Source organism: Sinomonas flava, assembly GCF_039531875.1.
Taxonomy (GTDB): domain Bacteria; phylum Actinomycetota; class Actinomycetes; order Actinomycetales; family Micrococcaceae; genus Sinomonas; species Sinomonas flava.
On record NZ_BAAAQW010000003.1, the window covers coordinates 915,352 to 936,724 of the forward strand.

The 21,373-nt window shown below is 72.0% G+C and carries 19 protein-coding genes; 7 read left to right on the top strand and 12 right to left on the bottom strand.

The window, feature by feature from the left end; genetic code table 11:
* Positions 1-23 precede the first annotated feature (23 nt).
* The 4 genes from ABD298_RS06865 to ABD298_RS06880 form a co-directional block, all read right to left on the bottom strand.
* Complete coding sequence (locus tag ABD298_RS06865; RefSeq protein WP_344298878.1) at positions 24-434, bottom strand: ankyrin repeat domain-containing protein; 411 nt, start codon at positions 432-434, stop codon at positions 24-26.
* Complete coding sequence (gene ygfZ, locus ABD298_RS06870) at positions 431-1,579, bottom strand: CAF17-like 4Fe-4S cluster assembly/insertion protein YgfZ (RefSeq protein WP_344298880.1); 1,149 nt, start codon at positions 1,577-1,579, stop codon at positions 431-433. The genes ABD298_RS06865 and ygfZ overlap by 4 nt, the downstream gene beginning before the upstream one ends.
* A 49-nt stretch (positions 1,580-1,628) precedes the next feature.
* Entirely contained in the window at positions 1,629-2,258 is a 630-nt protein-coding gene (locus ABD298_RS06875) for a nitrobindin family protein (protein WP_344298881.1), read from the bottom strand.
* Positions 2,259-2,533: 275 nt separating this feature from the next.
* Complete coding sequence (locus tag ABD298_RS06880) at positions 2,534-3,280, bottom strand: permease (RefSeq protein ID WP_344298882.1); 747 nt, start codon at positions 3,278-3,280, stop codon at positions 2,534-2,536.
* A 159-nt stretch (positions 3,281-3,439) separates the two neighbouring features.
* Here ABD298_RS06880 and ABD298_RS06885 point away from each other — a divergent pair, with 159 nt between their 5' ends.
* The 7 genes from ABD298_RS06885 (at position 3,440) to asd (ending at position 11,601) form a co-directional block, all read left to right on the top strand.
* Positions 3,440-4,135, top strand: coding sequence for a winged helix-turn-helix transcriptional regulator (locus ABD298_RS06885; RefSeq protein ID WP_344298883.1), 696 nt, complete (start codon positions 3,440-3,442; stop codon positions 4,133-4,135).
* Positions 4,136-4,660: 525 nt separating this feature from the next.
* Positions 4,661-5,629, top strand: coding sequence for a mycothiol synthase (mshD, locus tag ABD298_RS06890; RefSeq protein ID WP_344298884.1), 969 nt, complete (start codon positions 4,661-4,663; stop codon positions 5,627-5,629).
* Positions 5,630-5,694: 65 nt separating this feature from the next.
* Positions 5,695-8,013: an RNA degradosome polyphosphate kinase gene (locus ABD298_RS06895; RefSeq protein ID WP_344298886.1), complete on the top strand. Its 2,319-nt coding sequence runs from the start codon at positions 5,695-5,697 to the stop codon at positions 8,011-8,013.
* A complete protein-coding gene (locus tag ABD298_RS06900; protein WP_344298887.1) occupies positions 8,010-8,987 on the top strand; it encodes an NUDIX hydrolase in 978 nt (325 codons plus the stop codon). The genes ABD298_RS06895 and ABD298_RS06900 overlap by 4 nt, the downstream gene beginning before the upstream one ends.
* Before the next feature lie 36 nt (positions 8,988-9,023).
* Complete coding sequence (locus ABD298_RS06905; RefSeq protein WP_344298888.1) at positions 9,024-9,839, top strand: thymidylate synthase; 816 nt, start codon at positions 9,024-9,026, stop codon at positions 9,837-9,839.
* Positions 9,836-10,363: a dihydrofolate reductase gene (locus ABD298_RS06910; protein WP_344298889.1), complete on the top strand. Its 528-nt coding sequence runs from the start codon at positions 9,836-9,838 to the stop codon at positions 10,361-10,363. The genes ABD298_RS06905 and ABD298_RS06910 overlap by 4 nt, the downstream gene beginning before the upstream one ends.
* A gap of 98 nt (positions 10,364-10,461) precedes the next feature.
* Entirely contained in the window at positions 10,462-11,601 is a 1,140-nt protein-coding gene (asd, locus tag ABD298_RS06915; protein WP_344298890.1) for an aspartate-semialdehyde dehydrogenase, read from the top strand.
* A gap of 144 nt (positions 11,602-11,745) precedes the next feature.
* On the opposite strand, the gene ABD298_RS06920 is transcribed toward asd, so the two are convergent.
* The 8 genes from ABD298_RS06920 to ABD298_RS06955 form a co-directional block, all read right to left on the bottom strand.
* A complete protein-coding gene (locus ABD298_RS06920; RefSeq protein WP_344298891.1) occupies positions 11,746-12,702 on the bottom strand; it encodes a hypothetical protein in 957 nt (318 codons plus the stop codon).
* Positions 12,703-12,904: 202 nt separating this feature from the next.
* Positions 12,905-14,023 (bottom strand): winged helix DNA-binding domain-containing protein, encoded by a 1,119-nt coding sequence (locus ABD298_RS06925; RefSeq protein WP_344298892.1) that lies wholly within the window; start codon positions 14,021-14,023, stop codon positions 12,905-12,907.
* Between the two features lie 144 nt (positions 14,024-14,167).
* Positions 14,168-15,394, bottom strand: a complete 1,227-nt coding sequence (locus tag ABD298_RS06930; RefSeq protein WP_344298893.1) for an acetyl-CoA C-acetyltransferase — start codon at positions 15,392-15,394, stop codon at positions 14,168-14,170.
* The gene (locus ABD298_RS06935) at positions 15,391-17,046 is read right to left on the bottom strand and encodes an AMP-binding protein (protein ID WP_344298895.1); all 1,656 of its coding nucleotides are present in this window, start codon (positions 17,044-17,046) and stop codon (positions 15,391-15,393) included. The genes ABD298_RS06930 and ABD298_RS06935 overlap by 4 nt, the downstream gene beginning before the upstream one ends.
* Positions 17,047-17,062: 16 nt before the next feature.
* Complete coding sequence (locus tag ABD298_RS06940; protein WP_344298898.1) at positions 17,063-18,253, bottom strand: acyl-CoA dehydrogenase family protein; 1,191 nt, start codon at positions 18,251-18,253, stop codon at positions 17,063-17,065.
* A 30-nt stretch (positions 18,254-18,283) separates the two neighbouring features.
* The gene (locus tag ABD298_RS06945; RefSeq protein ID WP_344298899.1) at positions 18,284-19,423 is read right to left on the bottom strand and encodes a 3-hydroxyacyl-CoA dehydrogenase; all 1,140 of its coding nucleotides are present in this window, start codon (positions 19,421-19,423) and stop codon (positions 18,284-18,286) included.
* A gap of 49 nt (positions 19,424-19,472) precedes the next feature.
* The gene (locus ABD298_RS06950; protein WP_344298900.1) at positions 19,473-20,222 is read right to left on the bottom strand and encodes a TetR/AcrR family transcriptional regulator; all 750 of its coding nucleotides are present in this window, start codon (positions 20,220-20,222) and stop codon (positions 19,473-19,475) included.
* A gap of 16 nt (positions 20,223-20,238) precedes the next feature.
* Positions 20,239-21,303: a UDP-N-acetylmuramate dehydrogenase gene (locus ABD298_RS06955; protein WP_344298901.1), complete on the bottom strand. Its 1,065-nt coding sequence runs from the start codon at positions 21,301-21,303 to the stop codon at positions 20,239-20,241.
* Positions 21,304-21,373 lie beyond the last annotated feature (70 nt).

Sequence of the window (21,373 nt, forward strand, 5' to 3'; positions counted from 1 at the left end):
AGGCCCGGGGGACGGGGAACCGGTCAGCCGGCCGTCCCGAACCGGTCGAGGAGGTCGGACCGGCCGAACATGTGGGCCGCCTGGCGCGCGGACGGAATGCCCGCATCCGGGCTCGCGCCGAGGGCCAGCAGGGCGTCCACGACGTCCCCGTAGTCCTTGAACACCGCTCCCGCGAGCGGGGTCTGGCCGCGGTCGTTCGCGGCCTCGACGTCGGCGCCCCGCTCCCCCAGCAGCCGGACCGCGCCCGCGTGGCCGTGGTAGGCGGCCAGCATCACGAGCGTGTCGCCGGACTGGTTGGCGAGCGACGCCGGCGCCCCGGCGTCGAGGTACGCGCGCAGCACGGCCTCGTCCCCGGCCCGTGCGGCATCGAAGAGCCTGCCGGCGAGGGCGATGACGTCGTCGTCGGGCGCGGGGGCGTCGTTGTTCTCGCTCATGCGTTCCTCCTGAGGAGTCCTGTGGGCCGGCCGACGACCTGGCCGGCGTCCGGGGCGACGATCAGCTCCTGGGCTGCCGCGTAGTCCTCGCCCTCCGCTTCGCCGCGCACCACGAGGGTCGCTGCCGGGTCCACGGACCGCTTGAGCACGGCGAGGGCGATCGGCCCCATCTCGTAGTGCAGCGCAGCCGAGGTGACCTGCCCGACCTGGCGCGCGCCGGCGTCGTGCGTCGCCCCGCCTGCCGAGGCGAACACGGGGCTGCCGACGGCCGGGAGCGTGTGCCCGGAGCCGTCGAGCTGGAGCATCGTGAGCCGCCGCGGCGGGTGGCCCAGGTTGTGCACTCGCGCGACCGTCTCCTGGCCCTTGTAGCAGCCCTTCGCCAGGTGCACGGCGGTGCGGAGCAGGTCGAGCTCGTGGGGGATGGTGCGCTCGTCGGTCTCGAGGCCCCAGCGCGGCCTCCATGCGGCGATGCGCAGCGCCTCGGACGCCATGGCACCGGCCAGCCCGACGCCGTCGGCCTCGAGCGCGGCGACCGCGTCCTGGAGCCGCGAACGCTCGACGACGTGCTCGAACCACGGGCGGTCGAGGCCGGGATGGCGGTCCTCGCCGACCACGGCGTAGGAGTAGCCGCCGGGGGCCACGCGCGGCCACGGGTCTGCCCAGGTCAGCGGGGCGCCGCCGGGGCCGAAGGGGTCGAGCGCGGCGAAGCGGCGCGTGCCGGCCAGCACGGCCCACGCGTCGGTCGCGTCCTCGACCTCGACGCGGAGCATGAACTTCATCGAGGTGAGCCAGGCCGCGAGGCCGGGGGCCTCGGCGCCCTCGACGAGGAGCCACGCGCGCTCGCCGTCGTCGACGATCCGCGCGTCGTACTCGATGCGGCCCTGGACGCTCAGGAGGAGCAGCTCACTGGACTCACCCGGGGCCAGGGACGCGACCTGCTGGGAGGAGAGCGTCGTCAGCCACGAGAGGCGGTCCGGGCCGGAGACCGTGACGATGCCGCGGTGGGAGAGGTCGACGGCGGCGCGGCCGGCGGCGAGCTCCCGCTGCTCCCGCAGCGGATCGCCGTAGTGAGCCGCGACGCCCGCGTCGGCGCCGCCGGCCTCGACGGCACCGGGACGGGCGAGCAGAGGAGATGAAGAGGTCATGTCCGTTCCAACGCCTCGGGGGCCGATTTCACTCCACACCCTCGGCAGGTCACTCGGTCGGCGGCTGCGCGGCGGACGGCGAGGAGGTCCGGTGCAGGATCGCCGACGCGTGCGGGGCCAGCGGAGACTCGCCCGCGGCGACGTCCCAGCGCCAGAAGAGGTCGCCGTTGACGAGGCCGAAGATCCGGGTCGCGGCCTTGTAGTCGCGGGCGTGCGCGCCGCGCAGGACGGCGTCGGTGCTGAGCTGGATCTGGGGGCCCTTGATCTGGCCGTAGTAGAGCTCGGCGATGCTGCCGGGATGCAGGATCGTGACCGTGATGTCGAACCCGTCCTGGTTGTTCCGCAGGGTCTCGACCTCGTCGGCGGACTTGTAGGCCGGGACGATGTCGGCGGGGGTCAGGCCGGGGCCGCCGTCGGCGTCCTGCAGGGGCCTGTCGAGCTGCCAGAAGCCCGTCTCGGTGGACAGGGGCCGCAGCCGGTTCCCGTTCTCGTCGGAGAGCCAGCTGTCAGCGGTGTACTGGAGATAGGGAAAGCCGTTGTGGGCGAACACGACATGCTGGACGAAGTGCTCGTCCCCGGCCTCTCCGGCACCGAGCCGACCCCGCCCTTCCCACTCCCCGATGAGCCACGACAGCGGGACAAGCTCGGGGGTCAGGCCGGACGGGATCTCGATGGGCACTGGGCTCCTTCTTCGGTGCTACGGTGCGGTCTTCCTTCGGCAGCGCGGCCGCTGCCGCCGGGTCAGCGCTGGCCCTTGAACAGCTTCCACACGACGAGGCCGGCGAACCAGGCCATGGAGATACCCGCGACGGCGAGGAGGACAAGGAAGAAGATCTCGAAGGCAACAACGCTCATACGGCCCATCGTAGCGCCTCGGGCGGGGCCCGCTGCCCGTGAGGCTGGCCACAGCGCCGGGCGCCCGGACCCCGTGCCAGCTGCGGGGAGGACGCTGTGCTAGACGACGAGCATCCGGTCGAGGAAGTACGCGATCGACCCGACGGCGAACGCCGGCGCGAGCCCGAGCGCGACCACGCCGAACGGTGCCAGCCGGATGCTGCGCGTGCTGTTGAGCCTGCGGAACGCGGCGAGAACCGCACCGATCACGACCCCGGCGATCGTCGCCGGAAGCACCGAGATCCCCGTCAGGACCAGTCCCGCGAGCGGCGCCGCGAGGCCCGCGAACACGATGGCGAGCGGGGCGACGATCGTGTCCGGCCACCGGATCATGCCGATGAGGAGGGCGACGACCGTGCTGATCCCGGCGACGAGGAGCATGGAGCCCGCACCGGTGAGCCGGGCCGTGCCGATCCACCCGGACCCGAGGCAGCACAGCAGGACGCCCGCGCTCGCGCCGAACGCGGATTCGAGCCGGTGGCTCTGCCCCGTGCCGCGGAGCAGCTGGACGACGACGACCGCCATGACGCCGACCGCGATGGCGAGGGGCGTCCACGAGAGGAGCTCGGGTCCCGAAGTGAAGGTGACCGCCGCCGCCGACGCTACCCCGGCGAGCGCGATGACGGCGCCATTGGTCTTGCGGGCCGGAATCCCCAGGAAGTGGGGCCAGCCGAACCCGACGGCCACGGCCACGGCCGCGACCCCGGCGAGCTGCACGAGCGGGCCGCCCAGGCTCGACCCGACCGCGAGCGCCGTGCCGGCGATCGCGATCGCACCTCCCGCGACGGACCTCACCCAGGACTTCACCGCGCTGTTCCCGTCTGTGCCCTCATCACCCTGCCATCCTGCCTCACCGGGGCACCGGTCTGTGACTTGCCTTCGGCGGGTCTGGGCCGGGCCGCGCCTATAATCGGCGTCAAAGGTACCCCTGCCCGACGCCGTGCAGCCAGATCCTCGGGAGGAACCATGTCGCACATCCTGCTTCTGACGAACGCCAACGGCTCGTCAGTGGACATCCTCCCGGCCCTCGAGCTGCTGAACCACCGGGTCCACATCCTGCCGGCCGAACCGACCGCGCTGCTCGACGCCGATCCCGCCGACGTCATCTTCCTCGATGCGCGCAAGGACCTCGTCGGCTCGCGCTCGCTCACCCAGCTCCTGCGCGCGACCGGCCTCGGCGCGCCGCTCATCCTCATCCTGACCGAGGGCGGGATGGCAGCGGTGTCCTCGGCCTGGACCGTGGACGACATCATCCTGGACTCCGCCGGGCCGGCCGAGGTGGAGGCCCGCATCCGGCTCGCCATCTCGAAGACGTCCGCCGCCGAGGAGCCGGAGACGGAGATCCGCGCGGCCGGCGTCGTGATCGACGAGGCGAGCTACACTGCGAAGGTCAACGGGGAGGCCCTGAACCTGACGTTCAAGGAGTTCGAGCTCCTGAAGTACCTCGCCCAGCACCCCGGCCGGGTGTTCACCCGCCAGCAGCTGCTCACCGAGGTGTGGGGCTACGACTATTACGGCGGCACCCGCACTGTCGACGTGCACGTGCGGCGGCTCCGGGCGAAGCTGGGGCCGGACCACGAGGGGCTCATCGGCACCGTCCGGAATGTCGGCTACCGGCTCACGCTCACGCGCCTCAACGAGGACGAACTGAGCGAGGCCTGACCCCCGCCCCCACCAGCGTTTCGGGTACACCAAAGCCCTCCCCTGAGGGCTTCGGGTACACCAAATCACGCCCCTGAGCGTCTCGGGTACGCGCCGGCTCGCGGCGAGGGTCGGCCGGCGCACGACGGCGGCGAGCCGGCTCGCGCTCGGTGCGCACCCGGCGTCGTGCGCGCCGTGCCCGAGATCCAGCCAGGCCGCATTTCGCGTACCCGGAACGCCTTGGAGCCGCATTTCGCGTACCTGAAAGACCGAGGAGCCGCATTTGGCGTACCCGAAACGCGCCGGGGCTTCCCTGGACGCGCCGAGGGCCCCGCACGGTGGATGCGGGGCCCTCGGGAAGGGTGGAGGACATACGGGTCGAACGTATCAAAGCCACCCCACTGGTGGATCCCCCTCGGCCGCCGGTGCGCCCGGCGACAGGACATTGAGAGTACCCGAGGCGGCCTGCGGCGTCAAAACGCGCGCCAGCCGGGCGCCGTCGTGCGAAACACCCCAATCGGCGGCCTTTTCGCTAGCCTTGCCTACATGACCAGCGCATACCCGCAGGATTGGCCCGTCACCGTTGTCGAAGGCCGCGTCCCGCAGGCTCTCTGGGCCGAGATCCAGGCCCTGCTGGAGGCCGCCGAGGAGTCCGACGGCAACCCCTCCCTCTCCGAGCAGACCACCGTGCTGATGAAGTCCCCCGACACCCGGTCCGAGGAGATCGTGACGGTCGCCGTCCACGCCCTCGACGACACGTCGGGCTCCTCGGCGCCCGAGGACCTCGCGGGCCTTGCCGCGATCGCGTTCGGCGAGGACGGCGCGGGGGTCGCTGAGCTGGCCGTGCACCCGAACTACCGCAACCAGGGCGTGGGCATGAGGCTCGTGGAGGCCATCAAGGAGCTCCGGGGCGCCACGGGCCTGAAGGGCCTCAAGGCCTGGTCCCACGGCAACCACGAGGCCGCGGCGGAGCTCGCCACGCACTACGGGTTCGTGCCCGAGCGCCAGCTGTGGAAGATGGTCCTCGTCCGCCACCCCCACGAGACCGCCGAGCCCCTCCCCGAGGGCGTGCACATCCGCACGTTCGAGCCCGGCCGCGACGAGGACGCGTGGCTGGCCGCGAACCGGACCGCGTTCTCCCACCATCCGGAGCAGGGCTCCCTGCGCCGCAGCGACCTCGAGGCGCGCATGGCGGAGGACTGGTTCGATCCGCGCGGCTTCTTCCTCGCGGTCGACGACGACGGCGGCATCCTCGGGTTCCACTGGACCAAGGTGCACCCGGCGCACGGAGAGCACCGCGCCCTCGGGGAGGTGTACGTCGTCGGCGTGGTGCCCGAGGCGCAGGGGCGGGGGCTGGGGCGGGCGCTGACGCTGCACGGGATCGACTACCTCCACTCGCTCGGGCTGGCGACGATCATGCTGTACACCGATGCGGACAATCTGCCCGCGGTGGCCATGTACCGGCGCCTCGGGTTCACGCTCTGGGACCGGGACGTCCTCTACTCCCTCGCCTAGCCCGCGCCCCTGCGGCGGCGCCCTAGTAGTGTTGACCCGACACACCAAGCTCCTGCGGAGGAACCATGACTGAAGCCGCCCAGAACCAGAGCAGTGCAGCAACGGAGCCGCAGACTGACCCCACCCCCTCGACCCTGTCCGCGCACGACGGCGCCGCCGCGCCCACCGCGGCCGTCGCACCCCGCGCTGTGCCCGTGTTCGGGTCATCGGAGGTGCCCGCGGCGCGGGCGACGCAGGACCGCATCGACATCCCCGAGTTCGCCCCGCAGCAGGTCCCCGAGGGCGACGTGGGCCCGGACCGCTTCCTGGACCGGGAGCTCAGCTGGCTCGCGTTCAACGCCCGCGTCCTCGAGCTTGCCGAGGACCCGGAGCTCTACCTCCTCGAGCGTGTCACCTTCCTCTCGATCTTCGCCTCCAACCTCGACGAGTTCTTCATGGTCCGCGTCGCAGGGCTCAAGCGGCGGATCGCGACCGGGATCGCCGTGCCCTCGGCGGCCGGCCTGAGCCCCATTGAGGTCCTCGAGCAGATCTCCGAGGAGGCGCACCGCCTCCAGGAGCGGCATGCGCGCGTGTTCGCGGACCAGATCCGGCCTGCCCTCGCGAAGGAGAACATCCACATCGTCCACTGGGACGACCTCACCCACGAGGAACATGCGCGGCTGCGCGGCATGTTCTCCGAGCAGGTCTTCCCCATCCTGACCCCGCTCGCCGTCGATCCCGCCCACCCCTTCCCGTACATCTCCGGCCTCTCGCTCAACCTCGCCGTCGTCGTGCGGAACCCGGTCAGCGAGAAGGAGCTCTTCGCCCGCCTCAAGGTCCCCGACCAGCTCCCCCGCCTGATCTCGATCGACGGGCCCCGCGCGGGCGCCGTCGCAGGCCGGACGGCCCGCTTCATCGCCCTCGAGGAGCTCATCTCGGTGCACCTCGACCAGCTCTTCCCGGGCATGGAGGTCCTCGAGCAGCACACGTTCCGCGTCACCCGCAACGAGGACCTCGAGGTCGAGGAAGACGACGCCGAGAACCTCCTGCAGGCCCTCGAGAAGGAGCTCCTGCGCCGGCGCTTCGGGCCGCCCGTGCGCCTCGAGGTGACGGACGACATCAACCCGAACATCCTGGCCCTGCTGGTCCGGGAGCTGGGCGTCGAGGAGAGCGAGGTGTACCAGCTGCCCACGCCGCTGGACCTCCGCGGCCTCAGCGTCATCGCGGGCATCGACCGCGCCGACCTGCACTACCCGAAGCAGCTCGCCCACACGTCGCGCTTCCTCAACGAGTCCGAGACGGCCAAGGCCGCGAACGTCTTCGCCGCGATGCGCCGCCGCGACATCCTGCTGCACCACCCGTACGACTCGTTCTCCACCTCGGTCCAGGCCTTCCTCGAGCAGGCTGCCGCGGACCCCAAGGTCCAGGCGATCAAGCAGACCCTGTACCGGACCTCGGGCGACTCGCCGATCGTGGACGCGCTCATCGATGCGGCCGAGGCCGGCAAGCAGGTCCTCGCGCTCGTGGAGATCAAGGCCCGCTTCGACGAGCAGGCCAACATCTCGTGGGCGCGCAAGCTCGAGCAGGCCGGCGTGCACGTGGTCTACGGGATCGTGGGCCTCAAGACGCACTGCAAGCTCTCCCTCGTGGTCCGCCAGGAGAACGACGGCCTGCGCCGCTACTGCCACATCGGCACCGGCAACTACCACCCGCGCACGGCCAGGTACTACGAGGACCTCGGCCTGCTCACGTGCGACGAGCAGGTCGGCGAGGACCTCTCCAAGCTGTTCAACCAGCTCTCTGGCTACGCGCCGAAGTCGACGTTCAAGCGGCTGCTCGTGGCCCCCCGCTCGGTCCGGTCAGGCCTCATCGACCGCATCGAGACGGAGATCCGCAACGCGCGCGCCGGGCTGCGCTCCCGGGTGGTCATCAAGGTCAACTCGATGGTCGACGAGGCTATCGTCGATGCCCTCTACCGGGCCTCGCAGGCGGGCGTGCAGGTGGACGTCATCGTCCGCGGCATCTGCTCCCTGCGGCCCGGGGTCCCGGGCCTGAGCGAGAACATCACGGTCCGCTCGATCCTGGGCCGGTTCCTCGAGCACTCGCGGGTCTTCGCGTTCGCGAACGGCGGCAACCCGGTCGTCTACATCGGCTCCGCGGACATGATGCACCGCAACCTCGACCGCCGCGTCGAGGCGCTCGTCCAGCTGCGGAACCGCGACGACATCGCGGAGCTCATTGCGCTCCTCGACCGCTACCTCGACGACCGGACGTCCTCGTGGCATCTGGACCGCGAGGGGCACTGGACCCGCCACCACCTCGACGCCGAGGGCCGCCCGCTCGAGGACGTGCAGTCGTGGCTCCTGGCCTCGCGGGCCCGCCAGCGCGCCATGAGCCTCCGGTGATGACTGACACCCCCGTCGCCGACCAGACCGCGCATCCGGGCGAGGACGTCGCCGTCAGGGCGGCCGGGGCCATCCCCTGGCGGAGGGCGGGCGACCGTCTCGAGGTGCTGCTCATCCACCGTCCCCGCTACGACGACTGGTCCTGGCCCAAGGGCAAGCTCGACTCGGGTGAGACGCTCCACGAGTGCGCGTCCCGGGAGATCCGGGAGGAGATCGGGCTCGACGCTCCGCTGGGGGTGCCGCTCGGCGTCACCCACTACCGCGTGGCGGCCGGCCTCAAGTCGGTGCACTACTGGGCCATGCACGTCGACGCCTCCCAACGTGCTGTGCCGGACGGCGACGAGGTGGACCAGGTCCACTGGTGCACCCCGGACGAGGCCGATGTGCTCCTGTCGAACCGCACCGACGTCGCCCCGCTCGAGGCCCTCGTCGCCGCGGAGCGGGACAGCGCGCTCGCAACGCGCCCCCTGATCCTCCTGCGTCATGCCAAGGCCAAGCCGCGCAGTTCGTGGACGAAGGCCGAGGGCGACCGCACCCTGGCCGCGACGGGGGTCCGCCAGGCGCAGGCGGTCGCGAGGCTCCTGCAGGTGTGGAAGCCGACCCGCGTGGTCACGAGCCCCTGGCGCCGCTGCGTGGACACGGTCCTCCCCTACGTCCGCTCCTCGGGCGTCAAGGTCAAGGTCCGCCTCGTCGACCACCTCACGGAACACCGCCACTCCCGCAAGCCGCACAAGGCGGCCGACGTCGTGGGCCGGCTCTTCGACAAGCGCAGGCCAGCGGTGCTGTGCTCGCACCGGCCGGTGCTGCCGACCCTGCTCGGCGAGTTCAGGAAGTACCTCGAGCCGGGCCTCGACGACGTGCTCCCCGTGTCGGACCCGTACCTCGCCCCCGGGGAGGTCATCGTGTTCCATGTGCCGCTCGAGGGGCGGCCGCGGGTCGTGGCGCTCGAGCAGGTCAAGCCGTTCGAGGACTGACAGCCGATGCCAGCGAGCGGATATAGGCTGGACGGCATGATCCCGACCCCCTACGAGGACCTCCTGCGGGACGTGCTCGAGCATGGCGCGCACAAGGGCGACCGCACCGGCACGGGCACCCGTAGTGTGTTCGGCCGCCAGATCCGGTTCGACCTGTCCGAGGGCTTCCCCCTCGTGACCACGAAGCGCGTGCACTTCAAGTCCGTGGCCCTCGAGCTGCTCTGGTTCCTGCGCGGCGACTCGAACGTGCGCTGGCTCCAGGAGCAGGGGGTCACCATCTGGGACGAGTGGGCTGACGACGCCGGCGAGCTGGGTCCCGTCTACGGCGTCCAGTGGCGCTCGTGGCCCACACCGGACGGGGGCCACATCGACCAGATCGCCGCCGTCATGGACTCGCTCCGGACCGCTCCCGACTCGCGCCGCCACATCGTCTCCGCATGGAACGTGGCCGAGATCTCCACGATGGCGCTGCCGCCGTGCCATGCGCTGTTCCAGTTCTACGTCGAGCCGCAGGAGGACGGCCCGGGGAAGCTCTCGTGCCAGCTGTACCAGCGCAGCGCGGACATGTTCCTGGGCGTCCCGTTCAACATCGCCTCCTACGCGCTCCTGACCCACATGGTCGCCCAGCAGCTCGGGATGGGCGTGGGTGAGTTCGTCTGGACCGGCGGCGACTGCCACATCTACGACAACCACGTCGAGCAGGTGCGCGAGCAGCTCTCCCGGGAGCCGTACCCCGCTCCGCAGCTGTCCATCGGACGCGTGCCCGAGAGCCTCTTCGACTACCGCTACGAGGACTTCGAGGTGCTCGGCTACCAGCACCATCCCACGATCAAGGCCCCCATCGCCGTATGAGCACTGATTCGAGCGAGATCGGCCTGATCTGGGCGCAGACGCAAGAGGGCGGCGTCATCGGCCGGGACGGCACCATGCCGTGGCACGTGCCCGAGGACATGAAGCACTTCGCCTCGACCACCACGGGCCACCCGGTGGTCATGGGCCGGCGCACGTGGGACTCGATCCCGGGGCGCTTCCGGCCGTTCACCGGCCGGACGAACATCGTCGTCACCCGCCAGCCGGGCTGGGAGGCCGAGGGCGCCGTCGTCGTGCATTCCCTCGACGAGGCACTCGAGACGGCGCGCCGCAGCGAGGGCGGCGAGCGGGTGTGGGTGATCGGCGGCGGGGAGATCTTCGCCGAGGCGATGCCGCAGGCCGACGTGGCCGTGGTGACCATCCTCGACCTGGACGTGGACGGCGACACCTTCGCGCCCCAGCTGGGCAGCGAGTGGCGGCTCGCGTCGGTCCAGCCGGACGACGGCGGCTGGCTCACCTCCCGGACCGAGGTCCCCTACCGCATCGTGGAGTTCCGCCGAGGCTAGGGCCGCCCGCGGCGGCGACCGCGCGCCGTCGTGCGTCGGCGCTGCCGGGTGAGGGAGCCCACAGGCGCCGGCCGCTGGGCCCCCGTAGAATGGAAGGCATGACTTCTTCGGTAGGCTTCGTCGGCTGGCGCGGCATGGTCGGCTCCGTCCTCATGGAGCGCATGCAGGATGAGGGCGATTTCGCCTCGATCGACCCGGTGTTCTTCTCGACCTCCAACGCGGGCGGCGCTGCCCCGTCCTTCGCCGGTTCTGCCGGGGGCGATGCCGGTGCCCTGCAGGACGCGTTCGACATCGAGGCGCTGAAGAAGCTCCCCATCATCGTGACCGCCCAGGGCGGCGACTACACGAAGCAGGTCCACCCGCAGCTGCGGGCCGCGGGCTGGGACGGCCTGTGGATCGATGCGGCGTCCACGCTGCGCATGAACGAGGACTCGATCATCGTGCTCGACCCGGTCAACCGGAAGGTGATCGACGAGGGACTGGCCTCCGGGGTCAAGGACTTCGTCGGCGGCAACTGCACTGTCTCGTGCATGCTCATGGGGCTCGGCGGCCTGTTCCGCAACAACCTCGTCGAGTGGGGCACGTCCATGACGTACCAGGCGGCCTCCGGCGGCGGCGCCCGGCACATGCGCGAGCTGCTCACGCAGTTCGGCACCCTCCACGGCGAGGTCGCCGCAGAGCTGTCGGACCCGGCGTCGGCCATCCTCGAAATCGACCGCAAGGTCCTGGCGGCCCAGCGCGGCGGCGTCGACGCGACGCAGTTCGGCGTGCCGCTGGCCGGGTCCCTCATCCCGTGGATCGACGCCGACCTCGGCAACGGCCAGTCCAAGGAGGAGTGGAAGGCCGGGGTCGAGACGAACAAGATCCTGGGCACCGCGGCGGGCTCCGCGATCGAGCCTGTCATCATGGACGGGCTGTGCGTGCGGATCGGCGCCATGCGCTCGCACTCGCAGGCTCTGACGCTCAAGCTCCGCGAGGACCTCTCCGTGGCCGAGATCGAGAAGCTCCTCGACGCCGACAACGAGTGGGCCCGCGTGGTGCCCAACGAGAAGCAGGCCTCGATGGACCAGCTGACGCCCGTCGCGGCGTCCGGCACGCTCGAGATCCCCGTGGGCCGCATCCGCAAGCTCGAGATGGGGCCGGAGTACATCGCCGCGTTCACCGTCGGCGACCAGCTCCTCTGGGGCGCCGCCGAGCCGCTGCGCCGCATGCTCAAGATCGCCACCGGCACGCTCTGAGGCCGGCCGGCGCGCCGCGCAGCCCTGCAGGCGGAGGACCCACCCACAAGTGCTGCCTCTGGCCGCTTCTCCTGCGTGAATTCACTCAGGAGAAGCGGCCAGAGGCAGCACTTGCCTTGGGCAATCACCGATCTGCACGGGCGCTCAGGCTGACTGACGTGCGGCGCGGGCGATGGCTGCCGCGAGGCGGCGCCGAACCTCATCAGGTCGGTCGAGGTCTGCCCAGCGCAGCCGGACGAAGATCCAGCCCTGTTCCATGAGCAGCGTCTCGCGGCGGCGCTCGGCAAGCAGGACGTCGGGCGTTGGGGCGTAGTCCATGTACTTCCCTTCCCCGTCGAACTCGATGATGACCATGAGTTCCGGCCAGGCGAAGTCCGCCCGGTATTCGCCCTCGGCCGTGCTGAGCCTCAGCTGGGCAACCGGCCGGGCAAAGCCGAGCATGACCATGAGCAGACGGGCCCGGGTCTCCCCCACCGATTCCGTTGCTGGTTCGAGTGCATCGAGGACGGCCAGTGCTCGCCGACGGCCTCGGCGGGACGCAGCCAGCACAGCTCCTCGCAGGTCCTCAAGGTGGACGAGCCGCCGGTGAAGGGCACTGTCCCCGAGGACAACAGCCTGCTCAAACGGCAGGAACCGTGCGCAGTCAACCAGAGTGCGCACGATCGAGTTCAGCCGCACTGCTTCGTTCCCGGGAGCTGTGACGATGTCCTCCGGGGCGAGATCCAGCTGATGGGTCTGGGTATCGGGTGAGCGACTGGAACGCGCTCCGGAGTACGTGGTGGCGACGTGGATGGCAGGTCCCGGGTTCCACACCGACAGCCCGTGGAGGATGGCAGCGCTGCTGTGGCAGTACACGGAGCTGCCGCCTGTCCCCACGATGTGGGCTTCGAGTCGCACGCGGTCCCGCTCCCAGGGCTTCAGCGAGACCCACCGGTGATTCGGCATGTAGACGCCGCGCCGCAGACGCAGGACCACTCCAAGCCGCACACCGTGCGCCAGCAGTCGGTCGGTGATGCCGGCATCGCGCAGAGCCGCGGTCGTCGCGAGGGAGGTGGCTGGCCAACGAGCGCCGAACAGCGATTCGGCTGTGGGTCTGTCCATGGTCCGATCTTCGCGGCGGCCTGCAGAGCCCGCAACGGGACCGGAAACGCTGTGGATAACCCAGCCTCCCCGTTCCTATCCCCAGCATGTGCTGCCCTCGGCCGCATCTCCTGAGTCAATTGACGCAGGAAAAGCGGCTCACGGCAGCACTTGACGACTGGCTGCTGCTCTGGGCCCAGTCACGGCGGGACAGGCCCGCGCCCTATCCCGCCCAGAAGGCCTCGATGCGCGCCGCGGCCCTGGCCGCGCCCGCTGACGCCGCAGGCCCGAGGGGCTCGAAGAGCTCGAGCTCAACCCGGGGCGCCGATGCGCGGCCGCCCTTGGTCCACGTCCCGACCGCCCGCCCTCCGACCGCGACCATCGCCTTGAAGACACCGTTGGTGCCGGGGATGATCCGCTGCAGGTAGTCGTCCGGTATGGCCACGGACCGGTCCGGGTATCCAATCGCGAGCTCGTCGAAGGCAGGCAGCGCGACCACGGCGCGCGCCCCGGCCCGCGAGTCCGCGACCGTCGCCACCTCCGGCGCGCACCATAGCGTCCGCCCGTCCAGGGCCACGGTCTCGAACCTCGCGGCGGCTGCGGCGAAGGGGCCGCGCACGGCCCCGAGCGGCTGGCCGAGCCACCACGCGAAGTCCCGCTCGTCGACGGGGCCGTGGGAGGCGATGTACCGCGCCGCGAGGTGCTCGAGGGCGTCGTCCCCGGCGAGGCCGGGTCCCGGCGGCAGCCACTCATCGGCGAGGCGAAACTCCTGTTGCCTCCCGCGCAGGGAACCCTGCACGAGGACGAGGCGATGGCTGAGGATCGAGATGAGGTGGATGCCGCGCTGGGACGCGGTGGGCTGCCCCGCGGCCTCGAACACGTCGAACAGCTCGGCACGGGTCATGCCCCGGCCCGGGAGCCGCTCCTCGGCAGCCTTGCGGACCACCGCGACGTCCTCCTCGCTGATCCCGAGCTCGCGGTGGCGGGCCGAGGCGAGCCGCATGACCCTCTCGGCGGCGAGGCCCAGGAAAGTCCGGACGTCCTCTGCCGCCACGGTGAACAGGGTGCCGCGCATGGTCCACGTGCGCACGACGGCGCCGCTCGCCAGAGAGGCCGCCACCCCGGACGCCGTACCTGCCCTCGTGCGGAGCCCGACGGCGAGGAGTCCGGACTGGAGGTCCTGGCTCTGCAGGGCGGCCATCCGGCGCACGGCCGCGGCCGGGTCGGCGGCCGGTCCCAGCCGCTCCCCCACCGAGGCGACCGGGAGCAGGCCCTGCGCCGCGAGCCTGAGGCGCGCGAGCGTCGTCGTGCGTATCCCCCGCGGAGCACTTGAAGAGCCCATGGACCCATGATCCCCCAGGATGGGGACAGCCCGCGTCCTCACCCCGGTCTGGGGGTCACGTTCTGGGGGTCACGTGAGGTGACCTCCAGAACGTGCCCCCCAGAAGGTGACTCCCAGGAGGTGACCCCCAGACGGAAGGCGGGGTCAGCGCTCGAGGAGGAGGGCGTCGCCCTGCCCGCCGCCCCCGCACAGGGCGACAGCGGCCCGGCCGGACCCGCGGCGCAGCAGCTCGTGCACGGCCGTCACGACGACGCGCGCGCCGGAGGCACCGATCGGGTGCCCGATCGCGATCGCCCCGCCGTGGACGTTCACGCGGTCCATCGGCACGCCGAGCAGCGCCGCGGAATGCGCGGCGACGGAGGCGAACGCCTCGTTCACCTCCACGAGGTCCAGATCGTCCGCCGACCAGCCCTCGCGTGCGAGCGCCGCGGAGATGGCCTTCGCCGGCTTGTCCGGCAGCGTGGTGTCCGGCCCTGCGATCTGCCCGTGAGCGCGCACGACGGCGAGCACCTCCAGCCCGCGCCGCTCGGCCTCGGCGCGGGTCGTCAGCACGACCGCCGAGGCGCCGTCGGAGATGGGCGAGGCGTTGCCCGCGGTCACGGTCCCGTCCGCCGAGAACGCGGGCCGGAGCCGGGCGAGGGTCTCGGGGGTGGAATCGGGGCGGATGCCCTCGTCCTGGGCCACGTCGACCACGGCTCCCCGGCGCTGCGGGACCTTGACCCGCACGATCTCCTCGGCCCACACCCCGGCGGCCTCCGCGGCGCCCGCGCGCACGTGCGAGGCCGCCGCGACGGCGTCGGCCTCTTCCCGCGTGAGCCCGAGCGCCGCGTTGGCCCGGTCGGTCGCCAGCCCCATCGCCTCGTGGTCGAAGGCGTCGGTGAGTCCGTCGTGGGCGGTGGCGTCGATGAGCTCCATGGACCCGTACGCGGATCCGGAACGGGTCCCGGTCACGAGCCGCGGCGCCTGGCTCATGGACTCCTGCCCGCCGGCCACCACCACGGACGCCTCGCCGAGTCGCAGCATGCGCGCCGCCTCGATCACGGCGGAGAGGCCGGAGAGGCACACCTTGTTGACGGTGGCCGCGGGCGCCGTCAGCGGGATGCCCGCGGCGACGGCGGACTGCCGGGCGGGGTTCTGCCCCGCCCCGCCCTGCAGCACCTGGCCCATCACGACGGCGTCGACGTCCTCGGGTGCCACCTTCGCCCGCCCGAGCGCCCCCGAGATCGCGGCGCCGCCGAGCTCGACGGCGCTCAGCGCGGCGAGCTGGCCGAGCAGCTTGCCCTGCGGGGTGCGGGCGGCGCCGACGATGACGACATCGTCCGGGGTACGCCTCGCAGGGACCTCCGGGCAGGAGGCCTGGGTCTCGGTCATCGTGCTCCTTCCACTGCGGCGAGGGCGCGCAGCTCGTGCTTGAGGGTCTTGCCCGTGGAGGTCTTGGGCAGCTGGTCGGTGAAGTGGATCTCGCGCGGCACCTTGAATCCCGCGAGGAGCTCGCGTACGTGCCCGGAGAGGACCTCGGCCGTGAGCTCCGAGCCCCTGCCGCGCACCACGAACGCGACGGGCCGCTCGCCCCACCGCTCGTCCGGCACTCCGATCACGGCGACGTCGAGCACGTCGGGATGGGAGACGATGGCCTGCTCGACCTCGATCGTGGAGATGTTCTCTCCGCCGGAGATGACGATGTCCTTCGCCCGGTCCTTGAGCTGGATGTAGCCGTCGGGATGCATGACGCCGAGGTCGCCGGTGTGGAACCAGCCGCCTTCGAAGGCGCGCTCGGTGGCCTCGGGATCCCTGTAGTAGCCGAGCATGACGTTGTTGCCGCGCAGCACGATCTCGCCGAGCGTCTCGCCGTCCGCGGGCACGTCCCGCAGCTCGGGGCCGGTGCCGACCTCCACGACGCGCGCCGTCTCGGCCTGGACCATGCCGACGCCCTGGCGGGACAGCTTCGCGGCACGCTCGTCGGCCGGCAGCGCGTCCCACGCGGACTGGTACTCGCACACGGTGTACGGCCCGTAGACCTCGGTGAGCCCGTACACGTGCACCACGGTCACGCCGAGGTCGCCGAGACGGCGGATGATGGTCGGCGACGGCGGCGCTCCCGCCGTGGTGATCCTGAGCGGCCGCTCGAGCCCGTGCGCCTGCTCCGCGTCCGCGATGATCGAGCACACGGTGGGCGCCCCGCACAGGTGGGTCACGCCGTCGTCGAGCGCGTCCCACACCGCCTCGGCGCGCACGGCGCGGAGGCACACGTGCGTACCCGCCGCCGCGGTGACCGCCCAGGGGGTGCACCAGCCGTTGCAATGGAACATCGGCAGGGTCCAGAGGTAGCGGGTGGCCCCGTCGAAGCCCTGGTGGTGGGCCTCGCCGAGCGCGTTGAGGTACGCGCCGCGGTGGGAATAGAGCACGCCCTTGGGCTTCCCCGTGGTGCCGGAGGTGTAGTTGAGCGTGATGGGGGCCTGCTCGTCATCGACGCCCCACGGCAGGTCCGGCCCGTCGGGCGCGGCGGCGAGCAGGTCCGCGTAGAGCTCGCGCTTGCGGCCCTGGGCACCGCGCACGACGGCCGCCGCGGCCTCGGGCGCGCCCGTCCCCGACACTCCGGCTGACTCAGTATCGGGCACGACGACGACCGGCACCTCCGCCGCCGGCCCGCCGAGCTGGGCGACGCCGTCGACCGTCGCCAGCAGCTCCGTGTCGGCGAACAGCAGCGCGGCCTCGGAGTGCTCGAGGATGTACTTCACCTCGTGGGCCGCCAGGCGCGTGTTGAGCGCCACGAGCACCCCGCCGGCCAGCGGCACGGCGAAGTGGGCGATGAGCAGCTCGGGGACGTTGGGGGCGAGGAACGCGACCCGGTCGCCGGGCTGGATCCGAGCGGCGAGGGCCTTCGCGAGGCGCTGGGCCTCGGCGCCGAACTCCGCGTAGGTGTGGCGGCGGGAGCCGTGCTCGATCGCGACCCTGTCGGGGAAGACCGCGGCGGAGCGCTCGAGGAAGCGCAGCGGGCTGAGCGCTGAGAAGTTGGCCTGCATTGGGTGTCCTCCAGACTCAGGCGAACGCGCCCACGCCGGTCACGTCGCGGCCGATCAGGAGGGCCTGGACGCTCTCGGTGCCCTCGTAGGTGTGGATCGACTCGATGTCCATCATGTGGCGCACCACGTGGTTCTCAAGCAGGATGCCGTTGCCGCCGAGGAGGTCGCGGGCCGTCGAGGCGATGGCGCGGGCCTTGCGGGTGTTGTGGTACTTGGCCATGGACGCCTGGGTGGGCCGGAGCTCCCCGGCGGCGTCGAGGCGCGCGAGGTGGACGCAGTGCAGCTGCATGCTCGTGAGCTCGGCGAGCATCTGGGACAGCCGGTCCTGGACGAGCTGGAACTTCGCGAGCGGCTTGCCGAACTGGACGCGTTGGCCGGCGTAGTTCACGGCGGCCTCGTAGGCGGCGGTCGCGTGGCCGAGCGCGGACCAGGCCACGCCGAGACGGGTCGCAACGAGCACCGTGGAGGTGTCCTTGAACGTCCTCGCACCGGGCAGGACGCTGTCCTTCGGGATGCGGACGCCCTCGAGGCGGATGCGGGCCTGGTGGATCGCGCGCAGCGAGCCCTTGCCCTCGATCACCTCGGCCTCGTAGCCGGGGGTGTCCTGCTCGACGAGGAAGCCGCGCACGTTGCCCTCCTCGTCGCGGGCCCACACGACGGTCACGCCGCCGGAGGCGCCGTTGCCGATCCACTTCTTCTCCCCGTCGAGGACCCACTGGTCGCCGTCGAGGCGCGCGGTGGTCTCGAGGGAGACCGAGTCCGAGCCGTGGTCCGGCTCCGTGAGCGCGAAGGAGCCGAGCTCCTCGCCGCGCGCGAGCGGGCCGAGCCAGCGCTCCTTCTGCTCCTCGGAGCCGTGGAACGCGATCGAGCGGAGGGCCAGGCCGCCCTGGACGGCGACGACGGTGCCAAGGGAGCCGTCGCCGCGGGAGATCTCCATGTTGACCAGGCCCGCCGCGAGGGGGCTCATGGGCTCGAGGCCGGGGACCTCGATGCCGTCGGCGAGCAGGTTGAGCTCGCCCATGCGCTTGACCAGATGGAGGGGGTACTCGGCGCGGTCCCAGTACTCGTTCATCTGCGGCAGGGCCTCGTCGATGAAGGCGCGGGCGCGCTCCCAGTGGGCGCGGTCCTCGGCGCTGACCGTGCCGACGGCGGAGAACACGGAGTAGTAGTCGGTGTCGAGGGCTGCGGAGACGTCGTAGTCGGGCATGGCCTTCTCTTTCAGGCGGTGGGTGGGGGATCAGCGGACCGCGAGCGGGGCGAGGAGGGGGCTCAGCCCGCCGGCGGGGTAGTTGGCTCCGAGGACCATGCACCGGTCGATGTCCTCGGCGGACGCGACGACGCCCTCGGCGAGCATGATGCGGACCTCCTCGGCCAGGGCCGCGCGGACGCGCTCGAGAACCTGGGTCTGGTCGACGGCAGCGGCGCCGTGCACGGTCCCGACCGGCCGCGGCAGGAGGGCGGCCGCCTCAGGCGAGAGCGCGCCGTCGTCCGTGAGGAGCCGCCGCACGCCGGAGCCGGCAGCGGCGGCGAGCCACGGCGAGAGCGGGAACCGCTCCGGGTAGGCCGCGTGCATGGTGGCACAGATGTGCTGCTGGACCCCGGTGCCGATGTAGTCGACGAGCGTGAGCGGGGTCATCGGCAGGTTCCACGGGGCGAGTGCGCGGTCGACGGCGAGCGGGTCGCCGCCCGCTGCGGCCGCCGCCTCGATCTCGGCCAGGGTCTCGGAGAAGAGCCGTGTGAGGAGGCGGTTGACGACGAAGCCTGGCGCGTCCGCCACCGGGACGGCGGTCTTGCCGAGCGCGGCGGCGAGGCCGGCGGCGGTCGACATCGCGTCCTCGGACGCGAATGGGGTGCGGACGAGCTCGAGCAGCGGCAGGACCGCGACGGGGTTGAAGAAGTGGAAGCCGACCACTCGCTCGGGGTGGGCGAGCCCCTCGGCCATGGCTGCGACGGAGAGAGAGGAGGTGTTGGTCAGCAGGAGGGTGTGCGGGTCGACCGCTGCCTCTGCGGCGGCGAAGACGGCGCGCTTGACCGACAGCTCCTCGAAGACGGCCTCGATGACGGCGTCGCAGCCGGCGAAGTCGGCCGGGTCCGTGGTGCCGGTGATGAGGGACGCGACCTCGGCGGCCTCCCCGGGGGCGAGTCGGCCCTTGGCCTCGGCGCGCTCGAGCCGGGCCCGGATGGCGCCCAGCGCGGCGTCCACCCGCTCGGCGGAGAGGTCGCTCATGGTCACCGGGACGCGGAGCTGCTGCGCGAAGAGCGTGGCGAGCTGGCTGGCCATCAGCCCGGCGCCGACGACGCCGATGGCGCGGAGCGGACGCGGGCTGGGAGCGGATGCGCGGGACGCGGGCGAGGGAGCGGCGGCGGTGTGGGGCACGCCACCATGTAATCGTGAAACTGAGTGTCAGGTCAAGTGGAACGGAGTGTCAGGAGCGTCGCCGGAGCGTGTCCTCGATGGTCCGGGCAACCTCGGCCGGAGCGGCGGAGCGGGGGAAGACGGCGACGACGATGTCCTCGCCGGGGCCGGCAGTTCCGCCGGCGGCACGCGTCCCGCCGGAGGCGACCGCGCCAGCCTCGCGCGCCGCCGCCCCGTCCAGTGCGACCCCGAAGAGCCGGCGCACGGCGTCGAGCTCGGCGCGCAGCCGGGCCGCGCTGAAGCCCTCCTCACCGCGCATGAGCCCGCGCAGGCAGTAGTTCTGGGTCGCGATCACCGTCGCGGCGAAGCGCACCGCGTCCAAGGGGTCCACGCCGGGCACGGCGCGGCGGAGGTAGCGCTGGAAGAGCCGCTCGTACCGGAAGGTCGTGACGAGCTCCTTGTCGCGCAGGCCGGGCTCCCGCGTCACCACCTGATAGCGCAGCTGTGCCAGGTCCCCGAGCGAGGCGAAATGCGCGAACACGAGCTCGGCGGCGCGGCAGACCGCGTCCCACGGGTCATCGTGGGGTTCGGCGAGGAAGTCCTCGGCCTGGCCCAGGAGCGTGTCGTGGTCGGCGAAGACCACGTCCTCCTTCGAGCGGAACTGCCGGAAGAACGTGCTGCGCGAGAGGCCGGCCGCAGCGGCGATCTGGTCCGCGCTCGTCGCCTCATAGCCCTGCTCGGCATACAGCCGGACGGCGGCGGCCGCGACGTCGAGGCGATGGCGCGCCTGGCCCGCCACCGCGTCCGTCCCGCCGGTCACGGCCGGGTCCCGCGGCTCACAGCTCCATCCCGATGAGCAGCGGCTCGTTGTGCAGCTCGATCCCGAAGCGTGCCCTGACGCCGTCCCGCACCTCGCGCGCGAGCGCGAGGAGGTCCTTCGCCGTCGCATCGCTGCGGTTGGTCAGCGCCAAGGTGTGCTTGGTGGACAGCGACGCGCGGCCGCCCGTGACGCTGTCCGGCTCGAGGCCGTAGCCCTTGGGGAAGCCGGCGCGCTCGATGAGCCATGCCGCCGACGTCTTCACCAGGCCCTCGCCCGCCGGGTAGCGTGGCGCCCCCTCGGGCAGGGACGCGGCGTCGGCCTCGGCCAGAATGGGGTTCGTGAAGAACGAGCCGGTCGAGTACGTGTCCCGGTCGGCGGGGTCCAGGACCATACCCTTGGACGCGCGCAGCCGAAGGACCTGGCGGCGCACATCGAGGGCGTGGGCGCGCTCGCCCTGCTCGACCCCAAGGCCGCGGGCGAGCTCTGCGTAGCGGATGGGGGCGCTCATGCGCCCGAGCGGGAGCTGGAAGTCGACACGGAGCACCACATACCGGGGGGACCCGTTGACGGTGGTCTGCTTGAGGAGCGAGTCGCGGTAGCCGAACCGCAGCTCCGAAGGGACGAACGTCTTCACGGCGCCGGCCTCCCGGTCCCAGGTCCGCACCTGCCAGATGGTCTGCGAGACATCCGCACCGTACGCGCCGACGTTCTGCACGGGCGTCGCACCGGTCGAGCCGGGGATGCCGGAGAGCGCCTCGAGGCCGCTGAACGCGTGGTGGACGGCGTAGTCCACCACCTCGTCCCACGGGTGCCCGGCCTGCACCGAGAGCGAGGCGCCCCCGCACGTGTCCGCGGTGTCCACGGAGATTCCCTCGGAGGCGATCCTGAGCACGGTGCCGGGGTAGCCGTCGTCCGAGATGACGAGGTTGGATCCGCCCGCGATGATCAGGAGCGGCTCGCCCGCGGAATCGGCCTCGCGCACCGCCTCGATGATCTCGGCCTCGGAGCGCGCCTCCTCGAAGCGGGCGGCCGGGCCGCCCACGGCGGAGGTTGTCAGGGAGGACAGCAGGGTCTGGCTCACCCGTCCAGCTTAGCCGCGCCCCTGTTGCGGGGTCCCTGCCACCCTCTTGCGGGGTCCCTGGCGCGCGCCA